This window comes from Bacillus sp. FSL R5-0447 (assembly GCF_038606125.1).
Classification (GTDB): Bacteria; Bacillota; Bacilli; order Bacillales; family Bacillaceae; genus Bacillus; species Bacillus velezensis.
The window spans coordinates 4,216,376-4,232,973 of record NZ_CP152012.1 but is presented as its reverse complement, the minus strand read 5'-3'; the positions used below and the strand labels follow the sequence as shown (position 1 = coordinate 4,232,973).

General features: G+C 46.8%; 16 protein-coding genes. 15 read left to right on the top strand and 1 reads right to left on the bottom strand.

Features of this window, described 5'->3' with window-relative positions; all coding sequences use genetic code 11:
* Positions 1 to 342: 342 nt before the first annotated feature.
* From NYE68_RS21265 to NYE68_RS21235, 7 genes are all read left to right on the top strand, one after another.
* Positions 343 to 552 (top strand): winged helix-turn-helix domain-containing protein, encoded by a 210-nt coding sequence (locus NYE68_RS21265; protein WP_015418611.1) that lies wholly within the window; start codon positions 343 to 345, stop codon positions 550 to 552.
* Positions 549 to 1,967 (top strand): ATP-binding protein, encoded by a 1,419-nt coding sequence (locus tag NYE68_RS21260; protein WP_324636195.1) that lies wholly within the window; start codon positions 549 to 551, stop codon positions 1,965 to 1,967. The genes NYE68_RS21265 and NYE68_RS21260 overlap by 4 nt, the downstream gene beginning before the upstream one ends.
* Positions 1,968 to 2,198: 231 nt before the next feature.
* A complete protein-coding gene (locus NYE68_RS21255) occupies positions 2,199 to 3,206 on the top strand; it encodes a ThiF family adenylyltransferase (RefSeq protein WP_324636196.1) in 1,008 nt (335 codons plus the stop codon).
* Positions 3,203 to 4,525 carry an ABC transporter substrate-binding protein gene (locus NYE68_RS21250; RefSeq protein ID WP_007407889.1) on the top strand — a complete coding sequence of 441 codons (1,323 nt, stop codon included), beginning with the start codon at positions 3,203 to 3,205 and terminating at the stop codon, positions 4,523 to 4,525. The genes NYE68_RS21255 and NYE68_RS21250 overlap by 4 nt, the downstream gene beginning before the upstream one ends.
* Before the next feature lie 18 nt (positions 4,526 to 4,543).
* Positions 4,544 to 5,734, top strand: a complete 1,191-nt coding sequence (locus NYE68_RS21245) for an MFS transporter (protein ID WP_015418607.1) — start codon at positions 4,544 to 4,546, stop codon at positions 5,732 to 5,734.
* A 27-nt stretch (positions 5,735 to 5,761) separates the two neighbouring features.
* Positions 5,762 to 7,387 carry an ABC-F family ATP-binding cassette domain-containing protein gene (locus NYE68_RS21240; protein WP_031379192.1) on the top strand — a complete coding sequence of 542 codons (1,626 nt, stop codon included), beginning with the start codon at positions 5,762 to 5,764 and terminating at the stop codon, positions 7,385 to 7,387.
* Between the two features lie 13 nt (positions 7,388 to 7,400).
* The gene (locus NYE68_RS21235) at positions 7,401 to 8,120 is read left to right on the top strand and encodes a cupin-like domain-containing protein (RefSeq protein ID WP_007407887.1); all 720 of its coding nucleotides are present in this window, start codon (positions 7,401 to 7,403) and stop codon (positions 8,118 to 8,120) included.
* A gap of 41 nt (positions 8,121 to 8,161) precedes the next feature.
* On the opposite strand, the gene NYE68_RS21230 is transcribed toward NYE68_RS21235, so the two are convergent.
* Entirely contained in the window at positions 8,162 to 9,547 is a 1,386-nt protein-coding gene (locus NYE68_RS21230) for a sigma-54-dependent Fis family transcriptional regulator (protein ID WP_033574425.1), read from the bottom strand.
* 204 nt (positions 9,548 to 9,751) lie between these two features.
* Between NYE68_RS21230 and NYE68_RS21225 the strand changes: the two genes are divergently transcribed.
* The 8 genes from NYE68_RS21225 to NYE68_RS21190 all read left to right on the top strand — a co-directional run bounded on the left by NYE68_RS21225 (position 9,752) and on the right by NYE68_RS21190 (position 16,582).
* Entirely contained in the window at positions 9,752 to 10,039 is a 288-nt protein-coding gene (locus NYE68_RS21225) for an autorepressor SdpR family transcription factor (RefSeq protein WP_015240946.1), read from the top strand.
* Complete coding sequence (locus NYE68_RS21220) at positions 10,036 to 10,671, top strand: SdpI family protein (RefSeq protein WP_015418604.1); 636 nt, start codon at positions 10,036 to 10,038, stop codon at positions 10,669 to 10,671. The genes NYE68_RS21225 and NYE68_RS21220 overlap by 4 nt, the downstream gene beginning before the upstream one ends.
* A gap of 229 nt (positions 10,672 to 10,900) precedes the next feature.
* Entirely contained in the window at positions 10,901 to 12,106 is a 1,206-nt protein-coding gene (locus NYE68_RS21215; RefSeq protein ID WP_004393130.1) for an ornithine--oxo-acid transaminase, read from the top strand.
* A 223-nt stretch (positions 12,107 to 12,329) separates the two neighbouring features.
* Positions 12,330 to 13,730, top strand: coding sequence for an amino acid permease (locus NYE68_RS21210; protein WP_015418603.1), 1,401 nt, complete (start codon positions 12,330 to 12,332; stop codon positions 13,728 to 13,730).
* Positions 13,731 to 13,803: 73 nt separating this feature from the next.
* Complete coding sequence (gene rocF, locus NYE68_RS21205; RefSeq protein WP_007407883.1) at positions 13,804 to 14,694, top strand: arginase; 891 nt, start codon at positions 13,804 to 13,806, stop codon at positions 14,692 to 14,694.
* Between the two features lie 130 nt (positions 14,695 to 14,824).
* Positions 14,825 to 15,940, top strand: a complete 1,116-nt coding sequence (locus NYE68_RS21200; protein ID WP_324636197.1) for an aspartate phosphatase — start codon at positions 14,825 to 14,827, stop codon at positions 15,938 to 15,940.
* On the top strand, positions 15,927 to 16,061 hold the full coding sequence (locus NYE68_RS21195; RefSeq protein ID WP_007407881.1) for a hypothetical protein: 135 nt from the start codon (positions 15,927 to 15,929) through the stop codon (positions 16,059 to 16,061). The genes NYE68_RS21200 and NYE68_RS21195 overlap by 14 nt, the downstream gene beginning before the upstream one ends.
* A gap of 47 nt (positions 16,062 to 16,108) precedes the next feature.
* Positions 16,109 to 16,582, top strand: a complete 474-nt coding sequence (locus NYE68_RS21190) for a GNAT family N-acetyltransferase (RefSeq protein WP_254003499.1) — start codon at positions 16,109 to 16,111, stop codon at positions 16,580 to 16,582.
* The last annotated feature ends 16 nt before the right edge of the window (positions 16,583 to 16,598 follow it).

Genomic DNA, 16,598 nt, shown 5'->3' with positions numbered 1-16,598 from the left:
TTAGAATGCAGAATTTAAGAAAATGAAACATGTCATATCAAACGTCCTTTTTCGGGGCGCTTTTTTATGCCTTTTTTCAGAAGCCATAAAAAAAGAACTGAACGTGGGTCACAACACGTTCAGTTAAAAATGGGTATATGTAGAAAAAGGAGACGTGAACCTAGAACTGGTGCTGCTGAATTGAAGCGTAGATAATGATTTTTATTTGCAGATGGCTCCGTTTTCAGCGTTTCCTTTCACCAATTCAGCTTAGATTCCGTTTTGTTTCAGATAAAAGCGAATAATAGAAGGGGAAGCGAAAAAAATAAACACAGGCTGATACATCTAAGGAGAGACTGCATCATGGAAAAGTTGAAAGGCATCAAGCTGAGTGCAGACGGCGAGTCTGCACTCATTGATTCTTTAACGATGGGGCTTCATTACGGAACGGTCCTCGGGGAAGACAATATCGTCGAGGTGTACACCCGTTCTTTGCGCGAAAAGCTGAAGGACAAAGAACACAAGGTGATTCGCACGGTTCGGGGCGCCGGGTACAGGGTGGATCTGGCATGAAACGGCTGTACAGAACCCTGCGATTCCAGCTCCTGTTCAGGTCACTGGCGATTTTGGCTTTGCTGTTATGTTTCATCGGCGGCACTCAGTACATGTTTATGACACGGACGATGTATGAAAATCAGGCGATCAGCATTCAGAGTGATATCAATTCAATGGATCAAAGCGTATGGAGGTCAATCAAAACCCTTGCCCGTTCCGAAACACCGGCTCATCCGAATTTGATTTACCCCGGTGTGACGGTTGCTTTTATCAATCAATCATACAAGATGTCTGTTTTATCAGAAGACCCGAACGCGGGGGCCGCTCCTTCTTTCCCGAAAAAAGTGTACCGGGATGCGCTGACAGATACAATGGCGCTTCACTATCAGGTGGCTCACAATAAGGCGGGTGAGGAAATCATCGTCGTGTTTCAGGCGATTTCCGTTGACGGAAGGCAGGCGGGAGTTGTGCAGATGAGCACGCTGACCCAGCCTCTGAATGATTCGCTTTTCCGCCAGATCAGCATTTTCGCGGTGCTTTCCTTTGCCGCTTTGGTCATCGGCCTGTTTGTTTTTTTGCCGGTGATCCGGCTCACACTCAAGCCGCTGTCCCGCATTGTGCGTTTGATGGGTGACATTCATGCCGGCAGTCTCGATAAGCGGCTGCCGATTGATAAAAGGCAGGCAGAAATTGAGTCGCTGGGCATCTCCATCAATCAGATGCTGGAACGGATTGAAACCTCTTTTCAGGCGGAAAAAGAAGAGAAGGAACGAATCCGGCAGTTTGTATCAGACGCATCGCATGAGCTGAGAACGCCGCTTACCTCCATTCACGGCTGTATCGAAATGTTAATGCGAGGAGCGGCGGAGAAGCCGGAGCAGAAAGAAAAAGCGCTTCAAAGCATGTACGCGGAATCCGCCAGGGCGAATAAGCTGATAGAGGATCTTTTGTTTCTCGCGAAGATTGACCGGGTGCCGAGCTTTGAAATGAAAAAAGGCGCATTGGGAGACGTCATTTTGGAAATGGAGGCTCAGCTGAAGCTGCTCGCGAGAAACCGGAAGCTCGAGTTCTTTGTCGATCAAAAGATAGAAGCCGTTTTTGACAAAGACAAAATGAAGCAGGCCATTCTCAACCTCTTTTACAATGCGGTGCAGCATACGGATGAAGACACGGGTGTCATCACCGTCTCCCTGCAGAAAGACGGAGGAATCATGCTTATGATTGCGGATAACGGAACGGGAATCGCTCCGGAGCATGTGCCTCATTTGTTTGACCGGTTTTACAGGGCGGAAACCTCCCGATCCCGTCAATCCGGCGGCGCGGGGCTGGGTCTTGCCATTACAAAAACCATTATCGACAGTCACAACGGAACAATTGAAGTGAAAAGTGAGCAGGGAAAAGGCTCCGTGTTCATCATCCGGCTGCCGGGATAAACCGGGAAGCAGGAAGAAATATCACAATTTATATGTAAATTCTAAATTTTCAAAAAATAACTTGTCCTTTTCCAATATTGGTGATAATATCTAGTTATTGGTAAAGGGGGTGTGTACTGATGAAGATTGAAGAACTTGATCTTGATACAGAAACAGCAAGCTTGGTGCATCGCTGCTAGTAAAGCCGTGACTCCCCTCATTGGGGAGTTATTATCTTTCAGGGGGTATGTCATGATGTCAACGGACTGTAAGCGCTGGAAGTTTAAAGACAGCGTGCAGGTGCTGACCTACACGGCGCATATTATCATTCAAAATCGAAAGGCGATTAAGCTTGCGCATACGAGTGAGATCAAAGAGGCGGTTGAACGGCTGATCATCGGCTGTGAAAAACAAGAGCTTTCTGATCTTCTGGGAGAGGAAGCGGGAAACCATTTTTTCGATGCATTAATGAAATTGGATGCTTTAATAGAGCCATGGCAAAACGGCCGTGAAGGCCGCATCACTGAAAAGCAGCTGTACCATTTTGAGAAATACAACCAAAACCCCAATCTGATCCAAAAGAGATTAGACGGCAGCAGGGCAGCGATCGTGGGTCTGGGGGGCGTCGGAACGATCATTCTTCAAAATCTTTTGGCGGCGGGCATGCAGCATTTTATTCTCATTGATTTCGATGCCGTATCAGTACATAACCTGAACAGACAATTCGTCTATAATCAATCTTCTGTAGGCAAATTAAAGATCTCAGAATGCAAAGATTATATTGCGGGTATCAATCCCCATGCGGACGCAGCACTTTACCATCAGGAAATTACACAGCCGCAGGACCTGCGTGTGTTAGATCCGTACGAAATTGATATCGTCATAAATGCTGCTGACAAACCCCATAACATTTCTGAATGGGTTTACCGGTATTGTAAGGAGCGGAATATTGCATTTATGACCGGGGGTGTCGGCAGCTTCAGCGGCCAATGGGGGCCTCTGCTCACGCCTGTATCCTATCAATCCGGCGTCACCTATGAAAAAAACTTGCCGGCCGGACTTCTGAACTGTTACCCCGATGAACCGATCAAAGGTTCCTTAGGAGCGACAAACGGTATTATATCCTCGTTTATGTCTCATGACATTATCACATACCTTGCAGGCGGAAGCCCGAAATCCCTGAATACCCGCATCGGCCTGGACTTTGACGGCCTTCATATTACAGAAACGAAACTTTCTCAAAAGGAAAGCGCTTTATGAAGACGATGCATCGTACGGCGAGAAAACCGGGCGACCCTCTGAAAATAGAAATCGACACAAGCCCGATACGCTTGAACCCATTAGATACGCAGGATTACACAAGCAAGATGATGTGCAGCATTATGTATGAAAGTCTGCAGGACGGCTATAACTGCCGGATCATCCGCAAAGATCCCCGCACCTGTCAGGTGGACATTCACCCGGACTATTTAGGTGACGCCGAGGGTGTGGTTCAAACGATCATCTATCATCTGACGAAAGAAAATCAAAGCCCCCATCTTGGCAGTTTCCTGAACATAAAACAGGCCGTTCCGTATGTAAAAGGCCTCGTCTCATCCGATCAGCTCGGGGTGAACGTAACAGGCGAAAAACGCTTTGAAGTCACCTTGGACGAGCCGTCTGATGAAATAGAAGCCGTTTTGCAGAGCAGCTTTCTGATTCCGGGGACCGCCGGGGGCGATGTGCCGGAAAACGGCCCGTACCGATTCAAGCGCACGTTTGAGAAGGGGCTGGAATTTGAGCGGAATCCGCAATATAAAATGACGCCCGCGGATCACCGCACGGTTCAGACCATCCAATTTATTTTGAATGATGATCTGGAAAAAAGCATCGGGCTGTACGAAGCGAATCAAACGGACGTGACCTGCCACACCCAATTTCATCATTCAAACATGAGGTATCGGCAGTATGCTGATTTTAAAGAAAATCATTTGCCGATGTTATTTACCTTCAAGGTAAAGGACGACATGCTGAGAACTTTCATTCAGCATTATTTTGATAAACAAAAGCTGGCCGGGGATTTGGGGCATATCATCACACCGACTGATTCACTGATCGGTATATGGGAAAGCGGGAGGACACCGCAGAAAGATCCGCCCCTTTTGACAAGAGAAGAACCGATCCGAATCGTTTATGCCGATTATTATCCCAACGGAGAGATCATTGAAAGGCTGGCTGATTTGTTTCGACGGGCCGGAGCGGACGTGTCCGTCTCCCGCGTCAGTCATTTCAATGATTATTACCATATGGATAAAAGCCGGTTTGATATTGAGCTCCATTTGTTCCTGCCGGCTTACATGCATGAGCTGAGCTATATCAAATATTTCATCCGCGACATCAGCGATCCAGGGAAGAAAAAAACGATCATTGATGCCGTAGGATCTGAAAAAAAGAAGGAACTTTTTGGGTTATTCGAGAATACAACTCATTATTGCCCAATTTGTTTTGGGAAAAGTCTGTATCTGCAAGATCCATGTATAGAGGGTTTTAGTGTAAAGACTGACGGGCTCCTTTCTGTTCATGATGTTAAATGCAGATAGCTGGAAAGGGGTATTCATTTGCGGAATCGAAATTTGCTTTACTTCTCCGGTTTTTTCGGAAACTTCTTTTTCGAACGGGGAATTTGGATTTTATATTTAACAAGCATGAATTATTCATTGTTTCTAGTGGGCATCCTGCAATCGGTCCTGAATTTGGCGATGTTTCTGGCGGAAGTGCCGAGCGGCGTCATCTCGGACAGAATCGGGAGAAAAAAATCGCTCTTGCTCGGCCATTTTATGGTCATTGTCTATTTGGTGATGTTCCTGAGCTTCCATAACTTCATCGCCCTCTTCATCGCCCATATTATATACGGTATCGGGCTGACGTTTATATCAGGAACGGATCATGCCTTTTTGTTTGATTCACTGAAAGAACAAGGGAAAGAAAAATGGTACGGCAAATCCATCGGAAATTATAACGGACTTGTCATACTCGGTCTTGCGATCGCCATGGGCATCGGCGGCTACTTGCAGGAAATATCATGGTCGTATGTGTTTATCGCCGGGATTGTCACTCAGCTGATTGCAATGGCGGTCATTACACAGCTGACGGAAATCAAATTTGAAAACAGTGAACACGAAACGCAGACGGTCGGTGACATCTTAAAAGAAGTCAAAGATTTCTTCAGGCTGAACAAAGCCTTTAAATATCTGGTGCTGTCACTCTCCGTTTTCTTTGCGATTACATCGGTTTTTTATATGTACGGACAAGATCTGTTAAGTCAGGAAGGGCTGTCCGTGCGCAATATATCCATTATTTTTGCGGGACTGTCCATCTTGCAGGCGCTGTGCTCCATCTTTTCTTCCAAGCCGGCGGAAAAATTCACGCCGAGGCGCGTGCTTCTGCTGACATTCTGCATCATCGGGGCGGCCTACCTGTTTATACCTTCGGACAGTCTGTACGTGACGATTGCAGCTTTTGTCGTCATTAACGCGCTCTATGATGTGATAGAACCCGTATCCAGTCAGGTGGTGAATAATGAGATTCCGTCCAGAACGAGAGCCACGCTGCTGTCCATTATCAGTTTGATGACCTCGCTCTTCATGTTCATTGCCTTTCCGTTTATCGGATTCTTAACGGACTATTTTGATTCAGCTTTGCTGCTGACCGCAATCGGGGTATTATCCATCTTATTGTCGCTGTTTATGATGCTCAGCTTTTACAAACTGAAAGCGAGCGTCGCCATCCAGAATAAAGTCGAGCTTTGAACCAGAATGACAAAGGGATGATGTGAGTTGCTGAATATTCATAATCTTACGGTAAATTTAGCGGGAGATACCATTTTCAAACAAGTTTCTTTTTTCATCAATGAAGGCGAAAAAGTGCTTGTGGCCGGGCCGAACGGCTCCGGCAAAAGCACGCTGTTCAGGGTGCTTTCCGGAGAGCTTGAGGCAGATGAAGGAACGATTGCGATCAACAAAGGGGCGAAGGTCGGTTTGCTGAAGCAGATCGCTGATCCCCATGAGGATCTGACGTTGTATCAATATCTGGAAAAATCGTTTGAAGCTCTCGCGGCGATCCAGAAGGAAATGAAGGCCATTGAGCTGAAGCTTTCGGAACCGATGAGTGATGACGAGCTGACTGCTTTATTGGAAAAGTACAGTCAATACACGGAAACATTTGAGCGGAACAACGGCTACCAGATGCATGCGATGATTGACGAGGTATGCAACGGGCTCAGCCTCAGCGAATTAAAGGATCAGCCGTTTTCAAAGCTGAGCGGCGGCGAAAAAACAAAAGCCGGCCTTGCCGAAATTTTAATCCGCAACGACGACGTTATACTGCTGGACGAGCCGACCAACCATTTGGATGTCCATGCGATTGAGTGGCTTGAAGGGTTTATTAAAAAATCGAACAAAACCATTCTGTTTACGACCCACGATAAAACGTTTGCCGACCAAACGGCGATGAAGGTGCTCGAGATTGACGATACCGAGGTGAAGATTTGGCCTTACGGATTCAGCGAATACTTGAAAAAGCGGGAAGAATTCATCATCGCCCAGTTTGAGAAATATGAAGAACAGCAGAGAAAAATACAGAAGATGAAGGAATCCATCGCCCAGCTGAGAGAATGGGCCAACCGCTCAAATCCGCCGTCTGTCGGCCTGCACAGACGCGCGAATAATATGGAAAAGGCGCTGAAAAGGATCGAGCTGATCAATAAGCCGGTCCGGACGGAGCAAAAATTAAAAAACGCATTTCAGGAAGCGGGCGCCGGTTCAAAAGATATTGTGTTCATTGAAAACGGAAAGGTGACCAACGGATCTTCCCTTTTATATCAAAATGTGAATCTGCGCATAAAGCATAAAGACAGAATCGGCATCGTCGGCAGAAACGGCGTCGGCAAAACAACGCTGATCCGCTGCATCATCGGGGAAAGAGAACTGTCGGACGGCACCATTAAAGTGGGAGAAAATCTTAAGATAGGCTACATTGATCAAAAGAGCCATGTAGGAGATTCGAGTCAGACGATTCTGCAATTTTTTAAAGAAAATCTGCTGACTGAAGAGGGCATGGCCCGGAATATGCTGGCCAAGTACGGATTTTACGGGTCGTCGGTCTTTAAAAAACTTTCCGTCCTGTCGGGCGGTGAGAGAATCAGGCTGAAGCTGTCCATCTTAATGGAAAAAAAGCTGAATGTCCTGATCCTGGATGAGCCGACCAACCACTTGGATATTGAATCTCAGGAAATTCTCGAAAACAGCCTGATGCAGTTTCAAGGCACCATCATCTGCGTTTCTCACGACAGAAACCTGCTGGAGAAGTTCAACAAGATTTTCTGGCTTGAGAATCAAAACGTCACCATCTTTTCAGGTCCATACAGTTACGCCAAACAAAAAAAACGGCAGATTGCCGAATAAAAGGGGAATGGATATGACCATTGACAGACTGACAATCAATGAGTTATCGTACGATCTTTTTGTAAGCGAGTATGCTGATAAGAAACCTTTTATTTTGACGGGGGCAATGGATCACTGGGAATGCAGGCCGTGGACGCTTGAATACATTGATGAACACTATGGAGACAGAATGGTCACCATCCGGAAATCAGATATCGAAGGGGTCAAAACGTTTAAACAAGTAAAGCTTTCCAACTATATCGAGTACATTGATCAGAATGATGACAAATGGTACTGTGACTGGAATTTTACGCAGCTGAACCAAAATGACTTAGACCTTGTCTATTCCGCACCCGAGTATTTTACAAAAGACACATTGAGAGCGGATGAAGAAACGGGACGGGACTGGAAATGGTTCTTTCTCGGTTCTAAGCAGACAGGCACACCGCTGCATCAGGATTTTAACAACACGCACGCGTGGAACGGCGTCATTTTCGGGGAGAAGGAATGGATCTTCTATCATCCGGACGACTCTCCGTATTTGTACGAAGGAAATATCAATGTCTTTGATGAAAAAGACATTGAGCAAAAACCGCTGGTGCAAAAGGCCTCTCCGATCCGCTTCAGACAAAAGGCGGGAGAAATCATTTACGCGCCGCGCCATTGGTGGCATCAAGTCGAGAATACGGAACATACATTGGCAGTGAGTGAGAACTTTTGGTTTACCGGAGAGCGGCTTGCCAATCAGATATAAACGAAAGGCTGAGGAGCAACTCAGCCTTTTTTTGTATGGATTTATTTCATCCGGTCCAGACCGAATTTTTTCAGGCGGTATTGCAGGCTCTGTCTGCTGATTCCGAGCTCGTTTGCCGTTTTGGATATGTTATTGCCGTGTTTTCTCAGGATCTTTTCGATCATGTATTTTTCGAAGTTTTCCATTTTGTCTTTTAAATCGGTGCCGGGCTGGGTGCTTGCGGCGGCTTTGGTTTCCGTGTCAGCCGGTTTGATTTTCATGCGGTATTGATAAGGCAGGTGGGCCGCCGTAATTGTCGTTTCATCCGTCATAAAGTTCATGGCGCCTTCAATCATATGTTCAAGCTCGCGAATGTTGCCCGGCCAGTCATATTCCAAGAAGAATCGCTGCACATCGTCACTGATCGAATCGACATGCATTTGGAACAGGTGATTGTTTTTCTGGATAAAGACTTCGGCCAGAGGCAGAATGTCCTCCTTGCGCTCCCGGAGCGGGGGAATGATCAGTGTGACAACGCTTAAGCGGTAGTATAAATCTTTGCGCAGCCGCTCTTCCGAAATGGCGGTGATCGGGTCTTCATTCATCGTGGCGATGATGCGGACGTCAATCGGTTTGTCCTGCGCTGATCCGATGCGCCTGATTTTCTTTTCCTGAAGGGCGCGGAGCAGTTTTGCCTGCAGGCTGAGATTGAGCGAGTTGATCTCATCGAGGAGCAGGGTGCCTCCCTGCGCCTGCTCAAATAAGCCGGGCTGGTCGATGGCTCCGGTAAAGGCGCCTTTTTTCGTGCCGAATAAAATACTTTCGACCAGGCTATCCGGCAGGGCGGCGCAGTTTTGTGAGATGAACGGGGCGCCTGAGCGCTGGCTGCCGTTGTGAATGCTTTGGGCGAACAGTTCCTTGCCCGTTCCCGTCTCGCCGGCCAAAAGCACCGATGATGATGTGCGGGTTGCCCGTTTCGCGTTTTCGATGACTTCCCGAATGACCGGGCTGTTGCCGAGAATACTGTCAAACGTGTAGCTGTTCTGTTCTTTCCTGTGCATGTTCTCCCTGATCAGCCGTTCGAGCTTGGTGACGTCCTTGGCGATTTCCACGGCTCCCTTGATCTCGCCGTTTTGCACAATCGGGAAGGTGTGGTTGATCGTCGTGATTTCCTGGCCTTTGTTATTGAAATAGCTTTGCTTCACGTTTTTAATCGTTTTGCCTTCTTGAAGGGCCTGAACGAGCGTGCTGTCCTGCTGATTGGAAAACATAAATACATCAGTCAGGTTTTTATGCAGGACGTCCCGTTCATCCATATCTTCAATCTGCATCATTTTCTTATTGTAAATGACGGTGCTGCCCTTTTCGTCCACCACATGCAGCCCGACATCAATCTCTTCCAGAATGCTTTGTAACACGAGTGTGTAAAATTCGCTGGTTGTGTGCAGGTCAATTCCCCCTCTCAATCGTCTTAACATTCATTATTTTAAAATAAATCGAACGGGAAACGCAAAAAAATTTTGCGCTTGGACGATGTTTAAAAGTAAATGGAAATTGAGGTAATAAAACCATTGACTTTTTTAGGGAAATGGTTGATATTTAGATATATACTTAAATATCTAAATCATGTATGTATGAGAGGGGGAAAGTTTTTGAATAAAGCTTTTAAAGCACTGGCCGATCCTACAAGGAGAAGAATTTTGGATTTATTAAAGAAACAAGACATGACGGCTGGAGAAATTGCGGAACACTTCGACATGTCAAAACCCAGTATTTCTCATCACCTTACCATATTGAAAAATACTGATTTGGTTCACGATGAGAGGAAAGGCCAATTTATTATGTATTCATTAAATACCACTGTATTACAGGATCTTATAGGCTGGTTCTTTTCTCTGACTGATTCAGAACATGATAATAAGAAAGGCGGGGAATCATGAAAAAATATCTCTTTTCGGCAGGAATCATAGTTTTAACTGTTTTCACATGGGTTTGCACATATTCATCTTTACCGGACAATTTGGCGACACACTGGGGATTAAACGGAAGTGCAAATGATTACCAAACGAAAGCTAATGCGATGATGATGCTTATTGGCATCATGATTATTCTATATATTTTAATGGTTATCATCCCTAAGATTGATCCTAAAAATAACTACAAAACGTTTATCCGGCCATATATGGCTATCTTTAATACAATGTTTGCGGTTCTGTTTGTCATTAATCTGATTACCATCTTGACCGGCCTGGGATATGATCTCCCTATATCTTATTTAGGAAACTTTATAGTGGGAGTCATTTTCATGGTGTTTGGAAACTTCATTCAGATCGTTAAGCCTAATTTCTTTTTAGGGATAAGAACACCTTGGACGCTGAGCAGTGAAAGAGTTTGGAAGGATACACACAGGGTCAGTTCGAAACTTTTTGTCTTAGCGGGCATGCTCATGATGCTTGCAGCTTTTTTGCCGCCGGTGTATAGAGTGTCAGTCATTTTCATGGCTGCAATCGGCTGTATCATATTATCTTTACTATATTCTTACATTGTATATCAGAGACAATTGAATAAATAACTGTTGAGTAGGAGCAATCTAATTGGATTGCTCCTATTTTGTCAGCGGGAAACGCAAAAAAATTTTGCGCTTGGCTGAAGTTTGCACGCAAACTGCCGGAAAATTTTGCGGGAAAAGAAAGAATGCTGGCGAAACATCCCGTTTTTTCGGATTGGCACGGAACTTGCTTTATAAAAAGGGAAAGCAAGATCTAATGTTGAATGATTACAAAACAAGGGGGAATCAGATTATGTCAGCTTTCACAAAATCTCAAGAAATTATCAGCCAAACTTCACATTACGGCGCGAACAACTATCATCCTCTGCCGATTGTTATTTCCGAAGCGCAGGGTGTTTGGGTAAAAGACCCTGAAGGTAATCAATATATGGATATGCTGAGTGCTTATTCTGCGGTGAACCAGGGGCACAGACATCCGAAGATCATTCAGGCGCTGAAGGATCAGGCGGATAAAATCACTCTGACGTCACGCGCGTTCCATAATGATCAGCTCGGTCCGTTTTATGAGAAAACAGCCAAGCTGACCGGAAAAGATATGATTCTGCCGATGAATACGGGGGCGGAAGCTGTTGAATCCGCTGTCAAAGCGGCGAGACGCTGGGCATATGAGGTCAAAGGAGTAGCGGATAATCAGGCGGAAATCATTGCGTGTATCGGCAACTTCCACGGCAGAACGATGCTTGCGGTATCCCTTTCTTCAGAAGATGAGTATAAACGCGGTTTCGGACCTATGCTTCCGGGTATAAAATTAATTCCATACGGAGACGCAGAAGCGCTGCGCAGGGCGATCACGCCGAACACAGCCGCTTTCTTATTCGAACCGATTCAGGGAGAAGCGGGCATCGTCATTCCGCCGGAAGGATTTTTACAAGAAGCGGCCGCCATTTGTAAGGAAGAAAATGTGCTTCTGATCGCTGATGAAATTCAGACGGGACTCGGCCGCACAGGGAAAACATTCGCGGTTGACTGGGAAAATATCGTACCGGATATGTTCATCTTAGGCAAAGCGCTCGGCGGGGGCGTCTTCCCGATTTCGTGCATCGCGGCGAACCGTGACATTCTCGGCGTGTTTAACCCGGGTTCCCACGGCTCGACATTCGGCGGAAACCCGCTCGCTTGCGCGGTATCGCTCGCATCTCTTGAAGTCCTTGAGGAAGAAGGGCTGGCAGAGCGTTCCCTTCAGCTTGGCCGTTATTTTAAAGAAGAGCTTGAGAAAATCGATAACCCGATCATAAAAGACGTGCGCGGACGCGGCCTGTTTATCGGCGTTGAACTGACAGAAGCGGCCCGCCCGTACTGTGAAAAGCTGAAAGGCGAAGGGCTTTTATGCAAAGAAACACATGATACCGTGATCCGTTTTGCACCGCCGTTAATGATTTCCAAGGAAGACTTGGACTGGGCGATCCAAAAGATCACAAACGTGCTTCAAAACGCGTAAAACCTTGATGCGGCAATGCTTTCCCTCGGCTTGTATGGAATTTACAAATAAAAAATTCAGCACACTCTATTTGCGCGGCGACAGTATTTTAGTATAATGTATCTTTATGTACGAAAATGAATTTCATATAACATTCATATACAAATAGAGGCTCTTTGGACAGCAAATCGGTTTCAAAGCACCGGCTTGGTTCCAATACAAGTTGCTGAAGGGGTGCAGAATAGTGAATACAAATCAAAAAGAGAATCAGCTTCAGCGCACAATGAAATCACGCCATTTGTTTATGATTTCTTTGGGCGGAGTGATCGGCACCGGGTTTTTCCTGAGTACCGGATTTACAATTAACCAGGCGGGACCGCTGGGCGCGGTTCTGTCTTATCTGGTCGGCGGTTTTATAATGTTTTTGACAATGCTCTGCTTAGGCGAGCTTGCGGTTGCCCTTCCCGTATCAGGGTCGTTTCAGACGTACGCAACCAAATTCATCAGCCCCGCTTTCGGTTTCGCATTCGGCTGGCTGTACTGGCTCGGCTGGGCGGTGACATGCGCCATTGAGTTTTTATCTGCGGGACAATTGATGCTCCGCTGGTTTCCGCATGTTCCCGTATGGGTGTGGTGCCTCGTCTTTGTCGGACTGATGTTTCTTTTGAACGCCATTACCACAAAAGCGTTCGCTGAGTCGGAATTTTGGTTTTCCGGTATTAAAATTTTAGTCATTCTGCTGTTTATTATTTTGGGCGGCGCCGCCATGTTCGGCCTGATTGACATGAAACACGGCGAGCAGGCTCCTTTCTTCTCTCATTTTTATGAGGATGGATTGTTTCCGAACGGCATTAAGGCTATGCTTATTACGATGATTACCGTAAACTTCGCGTTCCAGGGAACGGAGCTGATCGGGGTTGCCGCGGGAGAAAGTGAAAATCCCGAGAAAACGATTCCGCGCTCTATCCGGCAGACGGTGTGGAGAACGCTTGTCTTTTTCGTTCTCTCCATCATCGTCATTGCCGGCATGATTCCGTGGAAGCAGGCGGGAGTAGTCGAAAGCCCGTTTGTCGTGGTGTTTGAACAAATCGGTATTCCATATGCCGCCGATATTATGAACTTTGTTATCTTAATTGCGCTGCTCTCAGTGGCCAACTCAGGCCTGTTTGCATCGACGCGTATCCTATATGCCATGGCGAACGAAGGACAAGCCTTTAAATCACTCGGCAAAACAAATAAACGCGGGGTGCCGATGAACGCTCTGATCGTGACGCTGGCCGTCGCCTGCCTGTCACTGCTGTCTAAAGTGGCAGCGCCGGAAACCGTTTATATGTTTCTCTTATCATTAGCCGGACTAAGCGCGCAGGTCGGCTGGATTACGATTTCCCTGTCACAGCTGATGTTCAGACGGAAATACATCCGTGAAGGCGGCAAAGTGGAAGACCTGAAGTTTAAAACACCGCTGTACCCGGTGCTGCCTATTATCGGGCTGACGTTAAACACAGTTGTTCTGATCAGCCTCGCATTTGATTCAGAACAGCGGCTCGCCCTTTATTGCGGCATCCCGTTCATGGCGGTGTGCGTTATCGTCTATCATCTGTATGTAAAAAAGCATAAGCAGTCAGAAAAACAGATAGAGCTTTAAATCTTTTCGTGTCCAAGTCATCTTTGAGAAACCCGCACAGGACAACATACAACATGTTGAGGTGGAAAAACGGATGAACAAGAATATCTCAGTTATTGGAATGCCGATGGATTTAGGACAAGCACGCCGCGGAGTGGACATGGGCCCGAGCGCCATCCGCTACGCGCATCTCATTGAACGGTTATCTGACATGGGGTATGCGGTGGAAGACTTAGGCGACATCCCCGTCAATCGTGAAAAACTCAAAAATGATGAAGAGCTGAAAAATCTGAACTCTGTGCTCTCGGGGAACGAGCAGCTCGCCCAAAAGGTGGACAGCGTCATTGAGAATGAGCGGTTCCCTCTCGTCTTGGGCGGCGATCACAGCATCGCGATCGGAACGCTGACAGGAACGGCAAAGCACTATAAACAGCTCGGCGTCATCTGGTACGACGCGCACGGCGACTTAAATACCCTGGAAACATCGCCGTCAGGCAATATTCACGGAATGCCGCTGGCCGTCAGCCTCGGCGTCGGACACGACACGCTGGTGAACCTGGGCGGGTATGCCCCGAAAATCAAGCCGGAGAACGTCGTCATCATCGGCGCGAGATCGCTTGATGAAGGCGAGCGTGAATACATTAAGGAAACAGGCATGAAGGTCTATACGATGCATGAGATTGACCGCCTCGGCATGACAAAGGTCATTGAAGAAACCATTGACTACTTGTCAGACTGTGACGGCGTTCATCTCAGCCTTGACCTCGACGGCCTTGATCCGAGCGACGCACCCGGCGTAGGCACACCTGTCGTCGGCGGCATCAGCTACCGTGAAAGCCATTTGGCAATGGAGATGCTGTATGATGCCGACATCATCACTTCAGCTGAATTTGTCGAAGTCAACCCGATCCTCGATCACAAAAACAAAACCGGCAAAACAGCGGTCGAGCTGGTGGAATCTTTGTTAGGAAAAAAACTGTTATAAAATATGCGCCTCCGCACCTGCGGAGGTTTTTTTGTTGCCACGAGGAAACTAGCGGGCTGCCACCCTCTTTTTGAACCTGTAAATATGATATATTTATTACACAAAATGGGAAAGGGAGGTGTCCTGACAGATGGCTGAAGTGATGGCCCACGAAACAGTTGCGAAAAAAATCAGTGACTGGTATGAGGAAATCAAAAAGCACAACACCGAATCGGCTGAGGCGTTAAGAGAACAACTGCTTACGGATCTGCAAAATATGACACAAAATCAAACGGTGCTCCTTTATTTTAATTTAATTGATTCCCGCTATAAGCTTTTAATGGAAGAGTATGAGAAAACAGACGGCATTTTAAAAACGATCCAGCTGAACGCCGATAAAGAAAAAACAGACCAGATGATTCAATACTATTATTATTTCTTTTCCGGAATGCACGAGTTTTACCGTAAACGGTTTATGAATGCCATTAATTTTTACCGGATTGCTGAAAGCAGGCTCCGGCACATACCGAATGAGATTGAAAGAGCCGAGTTTAATTATCAAGTGGCGATTGCCTACTATGAAATCCGCCAAAACTACTTTGCGATGAACCACGCGGAAAAAGCGTTGGAGATCTACAAAGCCAATGAAATGTACGCGGTCAGAGAAGCACAGTGTTTAATGGTGATCGGCTGTAACAGAATGGACTTGTTTCACTATCAGAAAGCCGAAGAGCTCCTGCAGACGGCGGTTCATCAAGCCGCCAAAGCGGGCGATCCGCATATTAAGGCGCTCGCCCACTTTAATGCAGGCATTTGCTATGAAAGACAGGAAAAGCTTGAGGAGGCGCGGGTCGAGTTTGAAACGGCTCTCGATCAAAAGGAGCATTTGCGATCAGCGTATTCGGTGCGGAGTCTGTACATGCTGGCCAGAGTGTTATTGAAACAGGAACAGGCGGATGAGGGCCGGTTTTGGCTGCATAAAGCGCTGAATGCCGCTGAAGAAAAAAACGAGCCCGTATACACCCAAAAGCTGCGCATCTTACAGCATGTCTTTATTGACCGCAATGAAGAAGCGCTTGAATCAGCTTTCGCCGAGTTAAGAAGGAAAGAGCTGTGGAGTGACGTTTCCGACTTGTCGTATCAGGCCGCGGCGCATTTTAAAAAACAGGAGAATTACAAACCGGCGGCGAAGTATTTTCAAGAATCAATTGATGCCAATGACCAAATTTTGAGATTAACGGAGGGGATTCGTAATGAAAACATGTAAATTCATTGTACTCTCAGCAGCCTTGGCAAGTCTCATTTCGATTGGATTATTTGCGCAAACTGGTTCAACGGCACAAGCCGAACAAATCATAAAACCGGCGGAAAACGGAGCCTTCGGATAATACTGCATGATACCGCTTTCAGTCTGTGTATTGTAAGGAGTGATTCAATGGCTATCACGCTGCGGCCGATGACAGAACAAGAATTTCAGTCCTATCTCGCTCATTCAACCAAGCATTACGCTGAAGAAAAGGTAAAAGCGGGAACGTGGCTGCCTGACAAAGCGCCGGAATTAGCGGAGCTGGCGTTTAATGACCTGCTTCCTGACGGCTTGGAGACGGCCGATCACTATTTATGGACGCTGACATTGGACGGAAAGGAAAATGCCGGCTGGCTGTGGCTGCACGCCGATCCGGACCACCCGCAGCAGGACGCATTTATTTATGATTTCGGCCTTCATCCGCCTTTCCGCGGCAAAGGCTATGCGAAAGAGGCGCTCGCAAGGCTGGAGGACAAAGCCAAAGACCTGGGTGTCCGCAAGATTTCTCTCCATGTGTTCGCTCATAACGAAACGGCGCGGAAGCTGTATGAGAAGACCGGATTTCTGGAGACGGATGTCATCATGAGCAAAAAGCTGTCATGAAAAGAGGCCCGCACGA

Bases quoted from the DNA above. Each gene is read 5' to 3' on its own strand.
- NYE68_RS21200 (WP_324636197.1), top strand. From the start codon at position 14,825: ATGGCTGAAGTGATGGCCCACGAAACAGTTGCGAAAAAAATCAGTGAC.
- NYE68_RS21255 (WP_324636196.1), top strand. From the start codon at position 2,199: ATGATGTCAACGGACTGTAAGCGCTGGAAGTTTAAAGACAGCGTGCAG.
- rocF (WP_007407883.1), top strand. From the start codon at position 13,804: ATGAACAAGAATATCTCAGTTATTGGAATGCCGATGGATTTAGGACAA.
- NYE68_RS21190 (WP_254003499.1), top strand. From the start codon at position 16,109: ATGGCTATCACGCTGCGGCCGATGACAGAACAAGAATTTCAGTCCTAT.
- NYE68_RS21250 (WP_007407889.1), top strand. From the start codon at position 3,203: ATGAAGACGATGCATCGTACGGCGAGAAAACCGGGCGACCCTCTGAAA.
- NYE68_RS21235 (WP_007407887.1), top strand. From the start codon at position 7,401: ATGACCATTGACAGACTGACAATCAATGAGTTATCGTACGATCTTTTT.
- NYE68_RS21260 (WP_324636195.1), top strand. From the start codon at position 549: ATGAAACGGCTGTACAGAACCCTGCGATTCCAGCTCCTGTTCAGGTCA.
- NYE68_RS21195 (WP_007407881.1), top strand. From the start codon at position 15,927: ATGAAAACATGTAAATTCATTGTACTCTCAGCAGCCTTGGCAAGTCTC.
- NYE68_RS21220 (WP_015418604.1), top strand. From the start codon at position 10,036: ATGAAAAAATATCTCTTTTCGGCAGGAATCATAGTTTTAACTGTTTTC.
- NYE68_RS21265 (WP_015418611.1), top strand. From the start codon at position 343: ATGGAAAAGTTGAAAGGCATCAAGCTGAGTGCAGACGGCGAGTCTGCA.
- NYE68_RS21215 (WP_004393130.1), top strand. From the start codon at position 10,901: ATGTCAGCTTTCACAAAATCTCAAGAAATTATCAGCCAAACTTCACAT.